The organism is Bradyrhizobium sp. 31Argb (genome assembly GCF_043638955.1).
Classification (GTDB): Bacteria; Pseudomonadota; Alphaproteobacteria; order Rhizobiales; family Xanthobacteraceae; genus Bradyrhizobium.
In genome coordinates, this window is sequence record NZ_JBEGDB010000057.1 from 1 (window position 1) to 16305 (window position 16305).

24 protein-coding genes and 1 pseudogene are annotated in these 16305 nt (G+C 61.6%); 9 read left to right on the forward strand and 16 right to left on the reverse strand.

Annotated elements, in window-relative coordinates:
• Window positions 1-99: 99 nt before the first annotated feature.
• A pseudogene (locus AAFX91_RS14035) lies at window positions 100-1425 on the forward strand (tyrosine-type recombinase/integrase); the annotation flags it as partial.
• Between the two features lie 3 nt (window positions 1426-1428).
• Here AAFX91_RS14035 and AAFX91_RS14040 read toward each other — a convergent pair.
• Window positions 1429-1737 carry a hypothetical protein gene (locus tag AAFX91_RS14040; RefSeq protein WP_130580806.1) on the reverse strand — a complete coding sequence of 103 codons (309 nt, stop codon included), beginning with the start codon at window positions 1735-1737 and terminating at the stop codon, window positions 1429-1431.
• Between the two features lie 109 nt (window positions 1738-1846).
• Window positions 1847-2767, reverse strand: a complete 921-nt coding sequence (locus AAFX91_RS14045; RefSeq protein ID WP_394566861.1) for a helix-turn-helix domain-containing protein — start codon at window positions 2765-2767, stop codon at window positions 1847-1849.
• A 502-nt stretch (window positions 2768-3269) separates the two neighbouring features.
• On the opposite strand from AAFX91_RS14045, the gene AAFX91_RS14050 reads away from it, so the two are divergent.
• From AAFX91_RS14050 to AAFX91_RS14085, 8 genes are all read left to right on the forward strand, one after another.
• Window positions 3270-3794: a hypothetical protein gene (locus AAFX91_RS14050; protein ID WP_394566862.1), complete on the forward strand. Its 525-nt coding sequence runs from the start codon at window positions 3270-3272 to the stop codon at window positions 3792-3794.
• Window positions 3763-4464 carry a hypothetical protein gene (locus AAFX91_RS14055; RefSeq protein WP_130580803.1) on the forward strand — a complete coding sequence of 234 codons (702 nt, stop codon included), beginning with the start codon at window positions 3763-3765 and terminating at the stop codon, window positions 4462-4464. Before AAFX91_RS14050 ends, AAFX91_RS14055 begins: the two co-directional genes overlap by 32 nt.
• On the forward strand, window positions 4457-4861 hold the full coding sequence (locus tag AAFX91_RS14060; RefSeq protein WP_130580802.1) for a hypothetical protein: 405 nt from the start codon (window positions 4457-4459) through the stop codon (window positions 4859-4861). The genes AAFX91_RS14055 and AAFX91_RS14060 overlap by 8 nt, the downstream gene beginning before the upstream one ends.
• Complete coding sequence (locus tag AAFX91_RS14065; RefSeq protein ID WP_394566863.1) at window positions 4848-5264, forward strand: helix-turn-helix domain-containing protein; 417 nt, start codon at window positions 4848-4850, stop codon at window positions 5262-5264. Before AAFX91_RS14060 ends, AAFX91_RS14065 begins: the two co-directional genes overlap by 14 nt.
• Window positions 5254-5571 (forward strand): hypothetical protein, encoded by a 318-nt coding sequence (locus AAFX91_RS14070; RefSeq protein ID WP_394566864.1) that lies wholly within the window; start codon window positions 5254-5256, stop codon window positions 5569-5571. Before AAFX91_RS14065 ends, AAFX91_RS14070 begins: the two co-directional genes overlap by 11 nt.
• Before the next feature lie 2 nt (window positions 5572-5573).
• Window positions 5574-5849, forward strand: a complete 276-nt coding sequence (locus AAFX91_RS14075; protein ID WP_130580799.1) for a hypothetical protein — start codon at window positions 5574-5576, stop codon at window positions 5847-5849.
• 400 nt (window positions 5850-6249) lie between these two features.
• A complete protein-coding gene (locus tag AAFX91_RS14080; RefSeq protein ID WP_394566865.1) occupies window positions 6250-6987 on the forward strand; it encodes a hypothetical protein in 738 nt (245 codons plus the stop codon).
• Between the two features lie 44 nt (window positions 6988-7031).
• Window positions 7032-7286 (forward strand): hypothetical protein, encoded by a 255-nt coding sequence (locus AAFX91_RS14085; protein ID WP_394566866.1) that lies wholly within the window; start codon window positions 7032-7034, stop codon window positions 7284-7286.
• 57 nt (window positions 7287-7343) lie between these two features.
• Here AAFX91_RS14085 and AAFX91_RS14090 read toward each other — a convergent pair whose 3' ends face one another.
• From AAFX91_RS14090 to AAFX91_RS14155, 14 genes are all read right to left on the reverse strand, one after another.
• Window positions 7344-7589 (reverse strand): hypothetical protein, encoded by a 246-nt coding sequence (locus AAFX91_RS14090; protein ID WP_130580796.1) that lies wholly within the window; start codon window positions 7587-7589, stop codon window positions 7344-7346.
• Between the two features lie 77 nt (window positions 7590-7666).
• Window positions 7667-7897, reverse strand: coding sequence for a hypothetical protein (locus AAFX91_RS14095; RefSeq protein ID WP_130580795.1), 231 nt, complete (start codon window positions 7895-7897; stop codon window positions 7667-7669).
• Between the two features lie 2 nt (window positions 7898-7899).
• Window positions 7900-8229 (reverse strand): hypothetical protein, encoded by a 330-nt coding sequence (locus tag AAFX91_RS14100; protein WP_394566867.1) that lies wholly within the window; start codon window positions 8227-8229, stop codon window positions 7900-7902.
• 3 nt (window positions 8230-8232) lie between these two features.
• Entirely contained in the window at window positions 8233-8442 is a 210-nt protein-coding gene (locus AAFX91_RS14105) for a hypothetical protein (protein WP_394566868.1), read from the reverse strand.
• Complete coding sequence (locus AAFX91_RS14110) at window positions 8435-9610, reverse strand: tail fiber domain-containing protein (protein ID WP_394566869.1); 1176 nt, start codon at window positions 9608-9610, stop codon at window positions 8435-8437. Before AAFX91_RS14110 ends, AAFX91_RS14105 begins: the two co-directional genes overlap by 8 nt.
• A complete protein-coding gene (locus tag AAFX91_RS14115) occupies window positions 9610-11169 on the reverse strand; it encodes a hypothetical protein (protein WP_394566870.1) in 1560 nt (519 codons plus the stop codon). The genes AAFX91_RS14110 and AAFX91_RS14115 overlap by 1 nt, the downstream gene beginning before the upstream one ends.
• Entirely contained in the window at window positions 11166-11513 is a 348-nt protein-coding gene (locus AAFX91_RS14120) for a hypothetical protein (protein ID WP_394566871.1), read from the reverse strand. Before AAFX91_RS14120 ends, AAFX91_RS14115 begins: the two co-directional genes overlap by 4 nt.
• Before the next feature lie 3 nt (window positions 11514-11516).
• Complete coding sequence (locus AAFX91_RS14125; protein WP_130580789.1) at window positions 11517-11741, reverse strand: hypothetical protein; 225 nt, start codon at window positions 11739-11741, stop codon at window positions 11517-11519.
• 11 nt (window positions 11742-11752) lie between these two features.
• A complete protein-coding gene (locus AAFX91_RS14130) occupies window positions 11753-13018 on the reverse strand; it encodes a hypothetical protein (protein ID WP_394566872.1) in 1266 nt (421 codons plus the stop codon).
• Between the two features lie 68 nt (window positions 13019-13086).
• The gene (locus tag AAFX91_RS14135) at window positions 13087-13869 is read right to left on the reverse strand and encodes a YmfQ family protein (protein WP_394566873.1); all 783 of its coding nucleotides are present in this window, start codon (window positions 13867-13869) and stop codon (window positions 13087-13089) included.
• The gene (locus tag AAFX91_RS14140; RefSeq protein ID WP_394566874.1) at window positions 13866-14990 is read right to left on the reverse strand and encodes a baseplate J/gp47 family protein; all 1125 of its coding nucleotides are present in this window, start codon (window positions 14988-14990) and stop codon (window positions 13866-13868) included. Before AAFX91_RS14140 ends, AAFX91_RS14135 begins: the two co-directional genes overlap by 4 nt.
• A complete protein-coding gene (locus AAFX91_RS14145; RefSeq protein WP_394566875.1) occupies window positions 14991-15512 on the reverse strand; it encodes a phage GP46 family protein in 522 nt (173 codons plus the stop codon).
• Window positions 15513-15515: 3 nt separating this feature from the next.
• On the reverse strand, window positions 15516-15656 hold the full coding sequence (locus AAFX91_RS14150) for a hypothetical protein (protein ID WP_394566876.1): 141 nt from the start codon (window positions 15654-15656) through the stop codon (window positions 15516-15518).
• Between the two features lie 102 nt (window positions 15657-15758).
• Window positions 15759-16304, reverse strand: coding sequence for a DNA circularization N-terminal domain-containing protein (locus AAFX91_RS14155; protein WP_130580782.1), 546 nt, complete (start codon window positions 16302-16304; stop codon window positions 15759-15761).
• Between the last annotated feature and the right edge of the window lies 1 nt (window position 16305).

Sequence of the window (16305 nt, forward strand, 5' to 3'; positions counted from 1 at the left end):
CAAGGCTTCCTCCTAAAAGAAAGCCTTGAATCACGTTCAATCTGATTTGAGAATCCCAAGAGTCCACACGGCCTAGCCAAGCTCGCGCCGCGCAAGGCGCAATATCGCCACGGCATCGGCTCTGGGCTTTATCTCCTGGTCAAGCCGAACGGTACCAAGATCTTTCGTTGGGACTATGCGTTCGGCACCTACACCGAGGGCAAGCACATCGGCGAGCCGATCCGCAAGACCATCACGTTCGGCCTCCTCTCGGAGATCAAGGTCGCGGAGGCGATGGAGAAACTGACGGCGGCGCGCAAGCAGCTCAAGGCCGGCATCGACCCGCTGGCGGCTAAGCAGCTCGGCGAGCTGGCGCCGGAGGCGAACGGCTTTCCCCGTTTCGCCAAGGTCGCGAACGGATGGCTGACCACGCTTGAGGGCAAATCGTACAAGACGAAGAACCGCGCCGAGAACATGGTTCGCTATCTCTGCGAGGGCGTGGAGCGCGACGGCATCAAGGTGCCTGGGTTCGGTCACATCACCACCGATCTGGTCAAGGGCAGCCACCTCTCGCCGATCCTCGTCGCGTTCGAGAACGAATACGAGACCCGCCGCCGCCTGCTTCCGGCCGCACGCGACATTATCGATTATGCGGTACCGCGCGGCATGTGGCCGGAAGACTACGCCCCGTTCGATCGCCTGAGCGCGTCGAAAGGTTTCGCGGACCATGCCACCGAGAACCGCCCGGCGATCATCGAGCCGAAGCCGTTCGGCGAGCTGCTGCGCAAAATCGATAGCCACCGCGCCGACAAGCTCAAGACGACGCGGCATCGTCACGAGCTGATCGGTCTGAAGCTCTTGGCGCTGACGTTCGTCCGCCCCGGCAACGTCGAGCAGGCCGAATGGTCGGAGATCGAATACGGCGGCGAGGTCAACCAGTGGACCATCCCGGCGGCAAAGCTCAAGATGTTCAGCCAGCGCCGGAAGGCAAAGAAGGACAGCGCCGCGCGCGACTTGGTCGTGCCGCTGTCGCGTCAGGCCGTGGCGGTGCTGATGGATTTGCGCAAGCTGACCGGCAACAGCCGGTACCTGTTCCCCGGCGTCAGCAAGGACGACCCCGAAAAGGAAATCGGGATGCCCACCGGTCGGCTCAACGATGCGCTGGTCGAGCTTGGCTATCAGGGCATCCATTGCGCGCACGGCTTCCGCTCGTCGGCGTCGACCATGCTCAACGCCGAACGCGTCACCATCAACGGACACCAGAGCGTACGCTGGCCGGAGCAAGGCGCGTTGATCGAGGTCCAGCTCGATCATGACGACGCGTCGACGCGCGCGATCTATAATCGCGGCGGCCGACTGACGGAGCGCGCGGACCTGATGCAGTTCTGGGCCGACAAGGTCGACGCGATGCGCGACGGCGCGCAGGTCATCAAGCTCGCTGCCTAATACTTACTCGTCCGCCAGGAGTCCGGCGGGGCCGACATCATACGGACGTCCCCCCGGTTTTGCGCTTCGTTGCACCGAGCAAGTCTGCTTATCGCTTGGTTGAGCGAGATTGCCGCAGCTCACGCATTGGGTGCCATTCGTGTTTTTGACGCAAATCTCGTAGTTGTCGCCCTTGTTCGCGACGGTGCAATCTGTCCCGCGAGAGATACAGATTCCGAGAGCCGTGCCCGTCTTGGTCGCGAACGCCGGCATCGCCGCAGTGAGTGAAAAGACGAACACCGCAGCAATGCGAAGGCACATGGTGTTGCGCACAGTCTTTCTCCTTGGTTCCGTTTTTCCTAAGCCAGCATTGACACCGACATACTGACCTCGAACGCAGGTCGGGTAAGTGAGGTCGCTCACAAATTAGCCGAATGTGTCGTCAAGCTTCGCGACGCACAATGACATTGCGCCGCCGCAAGGTCTCGGACGGCAGCTCGTCGAATAGCGCTTGATAGTCCCGCGCGAACCGGCCGACATCGGCGAAGCCGTGATCGACCGCAATCCCCGTGACCGTATCGCCGGGCGCCGCCGTCAGCAGCGCGGTGTGCGCATGGCCCAGTCGCGTGCGGCGAAAGAATTCCATCGGTGGCACGTCGAGGACGTCAGCAAAAGCGCGCTGCAGGGCGCGAGGAGACACGCCGAACTGGTGGGCCAGGTCGGAGAGGTGCGCCCGCTTTGAACCGGTCTCGATCAAGAAGCGGTCGACGTCGCGCACCAGCGCCAGAGCAGACCGCACCGGAATAGGGCGATAGCGCCAGCGATCGATCACCGGGGCGGTCATCAATTCCAGAATGCGGCGCCTGTAATACTCGGCGGTCTCGGCCGACATGGTCAGCCCTTCACGCCCGATCGCCGTCAGCAGCATCCGCAATCCTGCGGCGCGGGCGCGAGCGACGGCTGTATCAGCCGTCAGCACCGTGAACGGCTGGCGCCATACGGCAGCATCCTGCACGGCAGGCTCGGTGCCGAGAAACGCAAACAGCTCCTCGGGTTCGACGAAGATCGATGCATAAACATTGATGCCGAAATAGCGCGCATACAGCTCATATCGAGGCTGGATGATGATGAGGTCGCCGGGTTGCGCTTCAACGTTTTGGAACAAGGCCGGTGCACCATCGAGCATCATGCCGAGCATCAATCGGCCTTCGCTCAAGATGCCGCGTGAGCGCAGACCGCGCGAGAAGATGCCGCTAGACGCGCCGAGACGGCCAAGCGTCAGGTGCGTCAGCTCGCCCACCATCTTGCCGTGCTCAAGCTGCACGATTTCCGTAGGCGCATCCTGCACTGCATCGCGCAGCATTTCGAAATCGGAAAATGGCGTCCGTCGTACCGTGACCGCTACCATGCACGTTGGTAGCGCGCCCATTGCCGATTCTTAAACTAACAATTCCTCACAATCGCAGTGAAGATTGATGACGCAACTTACGTATTGACCTGCCAAAAAAAGAGAGCGCTCAGGAGTTGCTTGCATAGCAGGCGCAACCGCGACAGCGACCTATGCGGATCGTGCCAACGTGCAGGTTGCATCGATGGTACGCCAGCCTGACATATAGGGTGCTACTTTATCCCGTTTTTTACAGCGCATAAGACGCGCGAGCGCGCAACGCCTGACAACAACCACACGACAGAATGCACGCCGAGGTTAGCAACTTAGACAAAAGTTGCGAGCGCGTTTTCGCCACAGTTCAATTGATACAAGTCACACAACCGTGACGAACAAAAAAACGAAACGCCAAAGGACCACGATGAATCGTCAATGCGGCAGCTGCTCGCTTTGCTGCAAATTGCTACCGGTCCCGCCGTTGGGAAAACCGGCAGGCAAAACGTGCGATTATCGAAAATTCCTGAAGGGCTGCACTGTCTATCGCCGGGCATCGATGCCACCGGAATGCCAACTGTGGTCCTGCCGTTGGCTGGTCGACGATGACGCCGCTGATCTATCGCGGCCCGATCGCTCGCACTACGTCATCGACATGATGCCGGACTACATCTCGCTACGCGATAACACGACTGGCGAGCTGACCAACATCCAAGTCGTTCAGATCTGGGTCGACCCTCGTCACCGCGATGCACACCGCGACGCCGCGTTGCGGCGATGGCTGTATCGCCGTGCCGAGAAAGGATTCGCTGCCCTGATCCGATTTAACAGCCGCGAGGCCCTCGCGCTGTTCGCGCCGCCCTTCGCTGCCGATGGAGATTGGCACGAGATGGACGGCACTTCGGACCCCCGAACGCATACGTTCGGAGAGGTCCTCAAAGCGCTCGCGGAAGCGCCAATGACTGAAAGGACGCGCCATGACCAAGAGAGAGAAACCGCCGGAGGTTGACCACTTTTTCATCCACTGTGAGGCGCAGGCCCACGAAGTGGGGCCGATCATCGCCATGCTGACCCGGATGGGGGTCAGGAACATCGGCTATGAGCTGAGAACGGACATCCCTGCGTTCGCGAGCAAAACCGCGCATGACATCAAGGCGGAGGATTTCCTCACCGCCTGGATCGCGGACCATCCGACCTTCAAGGCCATCGATGCGGTGCGTCACTTTCGCGCCGACGGGCGGACTAACGGCGCCTGCTACACCGCGCTGCGAACCATGGTCGAGAAGGGCACGCTCAAGAAGCTGTCCTCGGGCAACTACGCGCGCGCGGACGTCAAGGCGCTGGAATCGCCGAAGCCACACAAGGCAGCATCCAAGACGGTCAAGCACGAGCGCACCGGCCGTGAGGAAATCGAGCGCTTCATCCGCAACCGCAAGAGCTTCACGGTGGCGCAGCTCCGCGAGCTGTTTCGCCAGCAGGAGCGCAAAGGGAAATCCGTCAGCCCGATCATCGTCAAACTGCTCGGCGCGAAGACCATCAAGCGAATCGGTGCGGGCGAGTACGCCGCAGTGACGCGAAAGAAGACGCCAACCAAGCCGAAGAAGTCGGCTGCAGAACGAACAACGGCATCACGCCTGAATGGCAGCGGGTCGCCGGCTGGGGAGACGACCAATGCGTAAACTAGGACACAATTCTGGCAGCCTCTGGCTCAGCCGCACCTACAATTCGCAAGATCGAGATCCGGAAATCGAGCGCTTCGAGACGCTGCACCGGAAGGACCGGCTCAAGGATCGCGATCTCGCGATACTGGCTGGCCTGTCGGCGTCGACGGTGTCCAACATGTTCGGCGGCAAGACGCGCCGACCACAGCACACCACATTCGCCAAGATGGCCGGAGCGCTCGGCTACAAATACGACCTAGTCCGCGACGCCAAGCCCGACTACGAGACCGAATTGCCGAAAGCACGGGAGGAATTCAAGGCGTACCGCGCCACGCTCGCCAAAACCAAGAAACGCAAAGCCAAGGCCAAGACAAAACGGACATGGCGGGAGCAAATAAGAAATGGGACAGCGTAAACCGCCGCTCGCCGGTCTTAAGCCGCGCGGGCCGACTGACAGTGACGTCCTGGTCGGTCAGCGGATTCGGCGGCGCCGACTGGAGAAGAATCTCAGCCAGACGCAGCTCGGCGCCGCGCTGGGGGTCAGCTTCCAGCAAATCCAGAAGTACGAGAAAGGCATCAACCGCGTCGGTGCGATCCGGCTGCAGCAGATCGCCAACCAGCTTGAGACCGAGGTCGCAGTTCTCCTCGCCGAGACCGGCCGAAATCTGCCGTCGGCAATCGACCAATTCCTCGCGACCAAGGAAGGTCACGACCTGTTCGAGGCCGTCATGCGGCTCAGGGAGGATGCAAGGCTGCTGCGTGCTGTGGTCCGCGCGATCGACGTTTTTTCGAGGGAGGCTTTGTCAGATGATAGATGAGCCCGCCGAAAACCTGCCCAGGCCCATGCTGGACCAAAACCAGATCGACCGCGCCGCGCGAATCATCGACCAGTTCGCGTTTCGAGAGAAACAGCCAATGATGCAGCGGCAACGCATCGCGCGGAACAAGGCGACCGCCATTCTCGCCGACGCAATGACCATCCGCGAGGAACTGCTCAATGAACTTGTCGGCGCGCACCGGCAAATCGACGAGCTGCTCGGGGGGAAGCTCGGGATCAGTTCGCCCGAGCTGTGGTGCGGCATCAACCGCCGCGCCGCTCTGCTCGCGCGCCACGGCAGGCTGTAGCCGTGACGACGGAGATGATCACGCGATGCTGGCTGTGTGGCGCCGTGCATACAGCGGCCAGCGCCATCGCCGAGGGCTCCGTGATCGGACCGGAGCCGGTGCCGAGCGATGGCGATTCCACGCTCTGCGTGTCCTGCGGCAGTTGGGGAATCTTCGCAGCCAATACCATCGATGGCTTGCGTGAACCGACGCCTGCGGAGGCGCGGCAGATCCGCCGCAACAAACTTTGCCAGCTAACGGCCGAGGCATGGCTCCAGGTCCGAGCACGCAAGCAATGAGGGACAAGAACATCGGCTGAAACAATTCGCTGCAACCGGGGTGTGTCCCATCCAGAAAACCGCTTGCAGTGGTCCGAAGGCCCGTCGCCCGAACCGCTGCCCCCAGCCCCAGCGGGCGGCGGGCCGGAGGACCAACCTCGATGAAACGGAGCAGAGCATATGATGCGATTTGAGGCGCGCTCAACCTCCTACAAGAACGATTGCGTGCTGTGCCGGCGGGGTCGCGGTATCTGGCGCCACCCCGAAGTTCGCCGATTTTTTATCTGCGACGATTGTTTCGCCGCAGATCGACACCGCGACATAACCTGGCTGGCAACGCATGGCCAGACCCGTCTCGCCACCGCGCTCGCCTCGGTCAGCGCAGCACGTTCGGGAACAACGCATAGCAGCGAGGAAACGCATGGCTGACGATCCGCTTCGAATGATGTCCTCTGAATTTGATTTGTGGGGCGTCAAATTTGAACACCGCTTTCGAGGCAGCGGCCACATTGAGATCCGCTGGCAGGTATCGCCGTACAAGCCTGTACGGTCTCACATCGTGGCCAAAACGCCGAGCGACCATCGGTGGTTTTTGAATGAGCGCGCTCGCATCCGGCAATTATTCCGGCAGGACGGCCTTACCCTCAAGGAGGAGGTTAAGAAGCAGCCGCAGCCGGTGCAAATCCCGCAACCGGTCGGCAAGCTGGAGAAGGCGCTGCAAATCCCGCAGCCGGTAGAGACCGACCGCGAACTGCTTAGGTCGCTACGCACCGATATCGCCGACCTCACCGACCTCGTACTTGATCTCACCATGCGGCTCGACCAACTGGTTGCGACGCCAGGAGCACCGGTAGCAGCGCCAGCAGCCGAACCCGCGCCGCCGGCCGTCGAAGCGCCCGCGAAGAAGCAACAGCCATTCCGTGGCGTCGATATTGTTTCCTGCATGTCCGACGGCTGGAATTCGATCGAAGCCATCGCCAAAGCCGCCGATATCCCGATCAAGATCGCCCATCGCAAGCTCTACTATTTGCAACGCAAGGGGGTGCTGGAAACCTCGAAAGGCCGATGCCGCCGCAAGCTGAACCTCGAATTGGTTACAAGGCGAAAAGATGTACCGAAGCCCATGCGCCGAAACCGATCATTCGCTGGCGAAGCTTAGGGCGCGCATACGAATGAAACTTTAAACGCCGGAAGGGACGGGGCATGGCAGAGCGTACCAACTATGAGCTAAGCGAACTGATCATCCTGTATCAGTTGCTCGAAATTTCGCGGGCGAAAGCCCAAAAGATTTTGTCGCGGCAGCAGGAAGCCGACCGGGAGATGGATCGGGCACGGCTCCAGAAGATCGCTGTTGAACTGGATCTTGCCGAGGACAACGTGCGATGCATCATCCGCGCAACAAAAAAAGCCCCGCCCGAAGGCGGGGCACATCAGCATCAAGACGATCAAGGCGGCTAGCAGCCTTTGCAGATGGACGGCGGCGCGGGCGGATAGGGTGGCAGGTCTTCGACCCGGCTACCTGATGGGGGGAAAGCCCAGGGTGCCGCTACCTCCGAGCAGGCAGGACAGCAGCCCGAAGATGATCACCACAACGGCGATGGCGACGAACGCCCAGAGCACGATCATCAGGATGCGGCCGATGATCGGCATGCCGGTCAGGCTATCGAGAAACGGGATCAGGAGCTTGATGATCGCGACCACCGCGCCGATGACGATCAGCCAGATGATAAGCTGTTGAACCCATACAAGAGAAAAGCACATCGTGTCCTCCTATCAGGCCAAGAAAAAGCCCCGCCGGAGCGGGGCAGTTCGGGAGATCGGTCTTTTGGGACGCGCGGTTATTCCTGCTTCTGCGGTGAAGCTGTAATGCATCGCCGCGCCAGGTCGGCGAGCAGCATGTCTTTTCGTTCCTGCTGTCCCTTCAGGTTCTGGGCGATGTCGTGCAGGATGTAGCCGCCGCCGAGCAAGAACAGCACGTTGACGACGACAAGCGCCAGCGCCAGGGGCTGGCTCTTCAGGCTCTCGACCGTCGCGGTCGCGACCTTGCCGCCTTCCTCAGCGACGCCCATGGTCACACCGCCGCAAAAGCCAGCGAGCGCGCCGTCCAGATCGAGGCCAGCGCGAACTCGATGTCGCCGTCCGGCACGTTGGCACCGTACTGGTCCGGATCGCTTTCGATGGTCGCGGCGATCGTCGGGTTCGATGAGATGACGTGCGCTGCGACCAACTGTGGCTGCTCGTCACCGCGAATGACCCGACCGGCATAGTCGATCCGCACGTCATGATCGGGCGTGGCCGGGTCCTCGCTGGCAACGTTCTGCGCCGTCTTGAACATCAGCATCATGACGCGCCCGGCGAAGTCGGCATTCGACGCCGTCGCGATCAGATCGTGGGCGGACATGATCTAGACTCCCAGAATTTGCGCGATGGTCTTTCCGGCAAAGCTGTCCAGCTCGGGATTGATCGGCGGTTGGTACGGATCAGGCGCGCCGCCCGCTTCCAGCCACGCCTGGTATTCGACCCAGTCGCGGTTGCCGGGATCGTTCGGGATGCCGGCATTGTCTCTGGTGCGGATCACGGCAGCATCGGTTGCGGTGAGTTGATAGTCAGCCATCGGACGTCCTTGACGCCTTCAATGCTTCAACGCGCGCGTTCAGTTTCTTGACGGCGTTCACCAGCGCAAAGATCAGCGGCGCGCTGTCGAGGGTGCGCAGATCATTGACCGGCTTGCTGTCAATATAGCCTTCGACGTGATCCACCATTTCAGGCATCGGGCGTTCAGCGTCCTGCGCCACCAGGCCGACCAGTTTGGTGCCAGCCTCGGCCATCGCAAAGTGGAAGCTCTCCGCATACGGCGACTGTGCAGCCTTGCCGGGCGGCGGCTCATGGGTGTCGTTGCCCTTGAACGTGTACCACACCGGCTGCAGTTGCAGGATTTCATCCAGACCGTGCTCATAGTTGCCGAGCACGGTCTTGATCCGCGCGTCGGAGCTGTCGGTCCACGTGCCGCCGCCGGGTTTATAGGCGGCGCCGCCGGTATGATAGAGCGTGCCGGTCAATTGATGGTGCGTCGTCGAGTAATCCAGGACCAGCAATGGGTTGGCGGCCGATTCGTCGGTGATGCGATACTTGCCGTCGTTCCAGCAGCCGGTGGAATAGGATCGCGAGCCGGCGACGTTTGTCAGCAACCGTGCAAAGCCACCAGCCGGCGCATTGCATTTGAAACCATCGCCGGCATTCGAAATCACCTGACCGGTCACCGCCGCCGCGCCGCCAATGTTCAGATTGCCGCTCACTGAGAAATGGCCGGTCAAGCCATGATTGTTGTCGTAGCTGAGCGTGAGCACGACGTTGGCGCCGGTCTCATCGGTGATGCGACAGCGCGCATCGGTCCCGGTGCCCCACGACCACCACCGCGCACCAGCCACGTTCGAACCAAACCGGGCGTAACTACCAGCAGGTGCATTGATCATGATGCTATCTGGAGCCGCGACCACCAATTGTCCGGTCATGGTGTCGCCGGCCTTGGCCACCATGCCGGCGGACTTGCCGTCGACGTAGCTCTTGGCCGCTGCATCATTGTTCGCAACCGGCGGCGCCACCAATGTGAGCTGCCCGGTCATCGGCACCGAGCCATCGGCATAGAGCACCGGAGCGGTGCCGATCTGCATTCCGACCGTGGTCCACTTCTCGCCGTCCCAGCGATAGTTCGGGATGCCGGCGACCGGGCTCGGCGGATAGACCTGGCCAAGCGTCGGCGAGCTGGGGAAATCGAGCGCCATCACAACCTCGCCAGAGCTTTGAGAAAACCACCGCCGCCGGCAGCTTGACTGTAAATCTGCGATGCCCCGACCGCAAAGCCGCTCCCTGCCGCAGCAACCGCCATAATGTTGCCAACCATGCTTGCGCTGGCGGACGAAATAGCACCTCCGTTCGAGGTCAAACCGCTGACAATCAAGGTCGGCGTCGCACGCATCACCGTCGGCAAAGGAATAACGAATTGGGTGCCAGCAGCAGTGTCATTATAAGAAATTGCCAGCCTGATCACTGCAGCCGTCGTGCTCCATATCCAAGCCTGCCGCTGGCACTTCAGCAGCTCTTGCTGATAGTTGGGCACGTTATAAGCGGGTGCCGACGAACCCTGATAGAGCCCAACGTCGAACAATTCGAACACGTTACCCACCGTGCCCAGGAAATTGAATTGGTTGGGCGAGCCGCAGAACCCGCCGGCCGTCCATGATCCCGGCGCCTGCTGGAAGTTCGCGCCGCTCACTAAGGCCCAATGGACAAGTAGCCCTCTCATGTTGTCTTTGGCCCATGCGCCGGCCACGTCGCCTGGGACAGTGATGTATCTCACGACATCCTTGCCGGCCTCGGCCGCGGAGATGGTGTATTCCGCGGTGTACGAACGGCCGGCGGCGGGCGGGCCATCGAACGTCACGCTCCAGGTGCCGGCCGGAGCATTGACGCCGAAGCGCAGCGTTGTGGTTTTGGCGCCGGATGATCCGAACAGCAAGTCCGCAACATCGATGCCTTCCAGCGCGTGATAAAATTGCAGAAAGCCGCCGGCCGCGATCGACGGCTGCGCGATTGTGACCGTGCCGCGAATGCGATTAGGCGAACCGCCGGGCGTCGGCTTGGTGACTTGCTGGACTGACACTGCGCCGCTAATGCCACCACCGACGTAACAGAACATATCGACCGGATACCAACCAGAAGCGATGCTGGCCGTCTGGCCGTTCTCCTGGCTGATCATCATCGCGCCGTTGACGACGTAGTTGTAACTTTCGTTATAGGGTTGCACGCCCAGATTGGCGCGGGCCTGCGCCTTGTCGGGCACGTCGGACAGATTGTAGGTCTTGACGAGGAACGAGCCGAGATCGGGTTGCGGACAGGCGATCACCCATTGCGTCGACGTGCCGTCATTGTACCTAAAATAGAGGATGCCGGTGTCGCTCTCCCACCACAGCGTGCTGTCGGCGACGCCAACCGGCGGCGTGTCGGAGACGATGACCGTGGCGGTGCCGGCGGGGCCGGGCGGACCAGTTGGACCCGGCGGTCCTGGATCACCTTGGGGGCCTTGGGGGCCTTGCTCGCCTTGCGGGCCTTGCTCACCTTCGGGACCCTGTTCGCCCTGATCACCCTGATCACCCTTCGGGCCGGGCGAGCCCGGCGGACCTGGATCGCCTTTGTCGCCTTTGTCTCCTTTCGGACCGGGCGGGCCTTCTTCCAAGGTCTGGATGATCGAAACCTCATCGGCGGAAACGACCTCCACATCGTCCGGCGGGTCCTGACTGATCGCAACCTCGTCATCGTTGTTGATGACAACAACTTCAGTCATCGCGATGGCCCTACACCAAGCGTGAAGGTGCCACGCCAGACGCGGCTCTGCGCGCCATCTCTCGACCGGATCAGCGATTGATCGTATTCGCCCGCAGTGAGCCTTTCGAGATCCTCCTGTTCGATAATCAGCTCGAACTTGCCGTTCACGGCATCGAGCACGACAATCCGGCCGTTCTCCGTTGTCAGCTCCATCGCGACGGTGGCGTCTTCAGCGCGCGCCCGAAGCCTCATGTGAAATGCCGAGCCGGTAAGATCGATCGGCACACCCGACACCGTCTGATAGACAAACGCGCGCCGGAAGTCGGCGTCGCTCTCGGTCGAGATGTTGACGGTGGCAACCATGCATCATGCCGTCTTGATCTGAACATTGAATTGACCGAGCATGTCAAGCAACGCCGCCTCGGTCTGGTTGCCATCGACATCGCGCGGCCACGGGTAAGCTCGCTCCCCGATTTTCCCAACCCAGGCGACGTAATCAGGATCGTCCTCGGTCACGACCATCCGCTGGACGCTACCAAAGACGCGGCCGTCATCGGCGATCCAATACCAATTGCGAACGTCGAATGTCATGCTCTCTCTCCTCACATATACTGACCGCCGGTCGACGTCGCTCCGGCGACGTTGCCGGGGAAGTGGTTGACGCCTTGGGCGGTGACGATGGTGCTGTTCATGTCGGCCTGATACTTCTTGCCGGTCACGTTGCCGTAACCGGTCGTCGTACCCATCGGGTTCACCCACACGCCGAGCATCGACGTGTAGCAGAACGCACCGGAGAAGCTTACAGGTGCCGGGATATTCCACGTCGGCCTGGTGACAGGATTGAGGATGATCAGCGAATTGACCTGACACCAGAAGTGATACGTCGCGCTGCCGCTGATCGTGTGACTTCCGGTAAGACCGACGGTGCCGCCATCGGTCGCCACGATCTGACCATAGGCCGCAACACCCCACTCGATGTTGTTCACGGTGATGCCGCCATTGTTGCCATGCGACCAGAGACAATTGCCGTTGTCACCGACCGCAGGATTGCCGGCCGTGCAACTGATCTTGCAACCCTCCAACCAATAACCCGGACCTGCGCAAAGGATCGTCGTACCGAGATTATGCGTGAATTGAACCGACCCAGGTGAGCCAGGATTGCCTGTGATCTTCACGGCACCAGAACCGTTCATCAGCGGCAAGGAAATCTGACCATTATAGACGCCGTTGGCGACATGAATGGTGACCTGATAGCCGTTAAGATTGAAGCTCATCGTCACGTTGATGGCGTGCTGGACGGTCGCAAATGGCGTGCCGGGTGTCAGGCCATCATTCAACGTGTCACTGCCCGTGGTCGCCACATAGTAATCCAGCGAGGCCGACAACATCGAAACGGCATTCGCGCCGATCACAAAGAAGACGCTGCCATCATAGACCAGTTCAATAACGTCACCGGCCCAGAACTCACCGGCCTGAATGTCCTTGCCGCTGCGCTTCTTGATCGGCTTTGGCCCCAGCGCGTTGACATTGAGCACCGATGGCCCGGTCGGCGAATGCGTGACCAGCATCCGAACCGTCAGCCCATCGCGGTACGCTGTTGGAGCCGGATCGAGCGTCACCTGATAGGCGTTCGCCGTTCCGGCATCGACCCCGTAATTCGGCTTCTGCTGCTGCACGCTTTGCGCAAGCTGGGTCAGATCGGAATTGGCGGGCGTGATGCCGTTCTTATTGATCAGTGCGACGATCTCGCGCTGCGGATACTCAATCGATGCCGCGGGCGGGATGCTTCCAGCCTGACCGGTGGCTGGGTTTCCGTTGAGGTACGGGGCGTTGGGATCGCTCACGCCGTAGGGCTGGTTGTATTGCATGCGCGCGTCCTCTCGCAGCGGCTCGCGAGAGCTGCTGTTGGTTCAGGTCAGAAAAGAGGGTCGGTTTGCTAAGGTGTCCCGGCCGTCGGGTCGTCGGGTGTCAGGCCGGAGTAATCGAAGATGATTTCGGTGTGCGCGGGCTTCCAGCGCTGCAGGATGCATTCAAGGTCTTCGGCGTGACCGATGCGCAGATGCGGATCGATACCGGTCTGGCCGCCGCCCGCACCGACCCGAAACCAGGTCAGGCTGGTCTTGTGAACGTGCACGGTCCAATAGAAGCGGTTCTCCGGCGGGCCGAGACCGTAGTTCGGCCATTCCGACAATTCACCATCACCGACCGGTTCGCCGTTCGGGTTGATGATCGGCGCATAGGGCCAAAACCAGGTTGGGCTGAACATCGGCACCGAGCCGTCGCCATAGACGCGATTGTCGCCGCAGCGGTCCAGCCCAACCATGAACGGGCGATATTCGGTGATGGTGATCGAGTAGCCGATCTCAGCCGCAACATCGATATAGAACTGGCGCGACTGCGCGCCGAGCAACGTCATCCGCATGACCAGCGCGCGCTGCCGCTCGCCGATGGTTTGCGGCGCGGAGTAGCAGGGATCGGGCAGACCCCAGTTGCGCTCCCAGTCCGGCAGCAGCTCCTGCGTGATGCGCGGATCGCTTTCCTGCTCTAACAGATCGGCGGCGCGGCTATCGACGAAGCCCCAATAATCGCACAATCCATCGCAGACCTGCCACAGCACGCTGTCCATGGTGTGCTTCGGCCACGCCTGGCCCTGCGGCAACAGCTCAAGAAAGGCATCGCGGTAGTCGTCGCCCGACCTGCGCAGATGCCGGTCGCTCATGGCACGTCATACACAATGTTGCCGAGCACGGCCATGTGGCCCGGCGAGGGCATCACATAATCGTCGTCGCTGACCAGCCTGAACGACTGTACGCTCGGCGCATTCATGATCGCGTAGGACACCCATGCCGCATAAATCGTCGCCCCTGGCGCCGCCATCTGATGCAGCATCTCGCGCAGGCTGGCTTCGATCTCGGCCTTGGTCTCGTCGGTGTTCGGCACCAGCTCGGCGATGCCGACGTCGATGAACTGCTTGATCGGCGCGACCACGAAGCAGTCCTTAACCGTGACCGGCCGCATCTTGTCGATGTAGGCGGCGACCGCCTCGATGTCCTGGACCTCGGGCCAGCCGTCATTGGCGGCGCGCAGGTCGTCCATCAGAAACCGCACCGTCATGGTGCCGATGCCCATTTCCTGCGGCGCCGCCCACGCCCGGGTGACGCCGGGCACCGCCAGCGCCCAATGCTCATAATCATAGGCCGCGCCGCCCATCGGCGGTTGCTGTATCCGGCGCAGAATGCGGTCGCGCAGCTGCTCATCTGTTTCGTCGTCGGTGCCGCCGGTCATCGTCACCACGGTGGCCATGGTGTCGACGCCGGGCACTGGCGGATAGATCGACAACGCGCTGTCGACCGGCAGATTGCCGAACGCGCCGGGATCGAGCGCGCGGATTGGCCCGGTCACCGGAAAGCCGGCCGATGTGGTGATATCCTCAAGGGTCTCGAACGTCACCGCGTTATAGGGCGATGTCGAGCCGGGCGGCATGGCGACGCCGCTCTGCAGCTGGGTGTGGGCCGGGATGACGCTGCCGTCGATGGTCGCGGTAAAGCTCGCGGTGCCATACGCCAAGGTGGCCAGTTTGCGGCCCTTGGAGCCGTCCGCATTGACCAACCAGATTTGGCCGTGGCGATCGAGCCATTCGGTCTTGGCGGTGTCGGGTAAGAGCTGCAGCGCCAGCCAGTCGATATATTGCAGCGTGAGATGACACAACGCGCCCTGGTTGTCGGACAGCACGCGCAAGACGTTGTTGGGCACGTTGGCGTCGGCGCCGGGCAGCGAGGCGCGCAGGCTGTCGCGCACAAGGCTCCGCACCTCGCGCAAGGCTGGCGTTTGCCAAGGCATCTATGACCCCGCTAATGCGTCCCAGAGCACGGCGTAGCGCAGCTCGATCTCGCGCTCCGGCCCGCGGTAAATCCTGATCAGCGCATTGATCCGCTGCTTGTCGATCCGCGACACCCAGACATCGAAGCCGGTGCAGATGCGCCGATCGACGAATGGCTGGATGGCGTCGCGGATATACTGCTCGACCAGCACCACGGTGGCGCCGTTGCGTGAGGCCGGGGAATCGATCTTGGACCGCCGCAGCAGCCACAGCTTCGATCCGATCGGCCAGCCATTCCACAACAGCTCGGCATCCATGTTGCCCCACCAGCCGGCGCGGTCGGTCGAATCCGGGTCCGGCAGAATGTCGTCTTTGTCGGCCAGCGCGTCGGTGCCGAGCGCGACAATGACGGCGGTGGCCAGTGCTTGGGTGTCGTCGAGCGTGCCGTTATCCAGCAATGACCAGTCGACCGTGACCGAATATTTCGGAAAGACGTTGTTCTGGACCAGCCGGATGTCGGGGACGTTGATTTCCCCCGCCATGGCTCATCCGACCCGTTCGAAGGCATGGGCACGCACCACGCCGTTGACGATCAGGTCGCCGTTCACAATCAAATCCCCATCGATCACCAACCGGCCGTCTTCCGTCTGGCTGACGTGCGGGATGATGGAATTGATGTAGCTCATCACCGCGTTGATCGCGGTATCGAGCTGGCCCTTGGTGGCAAGGTGCTGCGCGGCGGTGGATGCGGTCGACGATGCCAGCGGCCTCGATGGCGTCCTGCCGCTTCATGCGTTGACCCCGGCCGGCGGATTAGCCAGCACGCGCTGCGCCTGGTTGCGCAGGTTTTGGCTCTCATTCATCAATTTGCCAGCGGTATCGATGGCTGGCGTCCAGGTCTGCGGATCGAGGCCTTGCTCTTGAAACGTGATATCGAACACGCAATAGCCGCCGAGCTTTTCTTCCTCCGTAATCCGATAGCGCGGGCACACCACGATCTGGTCGCCCAAGGTCGGCAAGCGCAGCCGGCCCGGGCCTTCCTCCTCCAGCGCCGCGATCAGGCGGTTGCGCGCCAGCTGATAGTCGCGGCGATACAGGATGTCGTTGGCGGCGTCGTCATAGGGATAGACGATGCAATAGGCGCGGATCGAAAACGTGCGCGCGACGCGGCCCATGTCCTCGGCGTAGGGCAATTCCTTTTTCGGAAAGACGTGTTCGACGATGCTCCGGCCGCCTTCCCGGCTGTTGACCTCACAATGGAAACGCGCGTTGCGGAATGACGCCGGCATATAGCGGTTGCGCCACGCCGTTGGCAGATCGAAGATCGTCGCCATC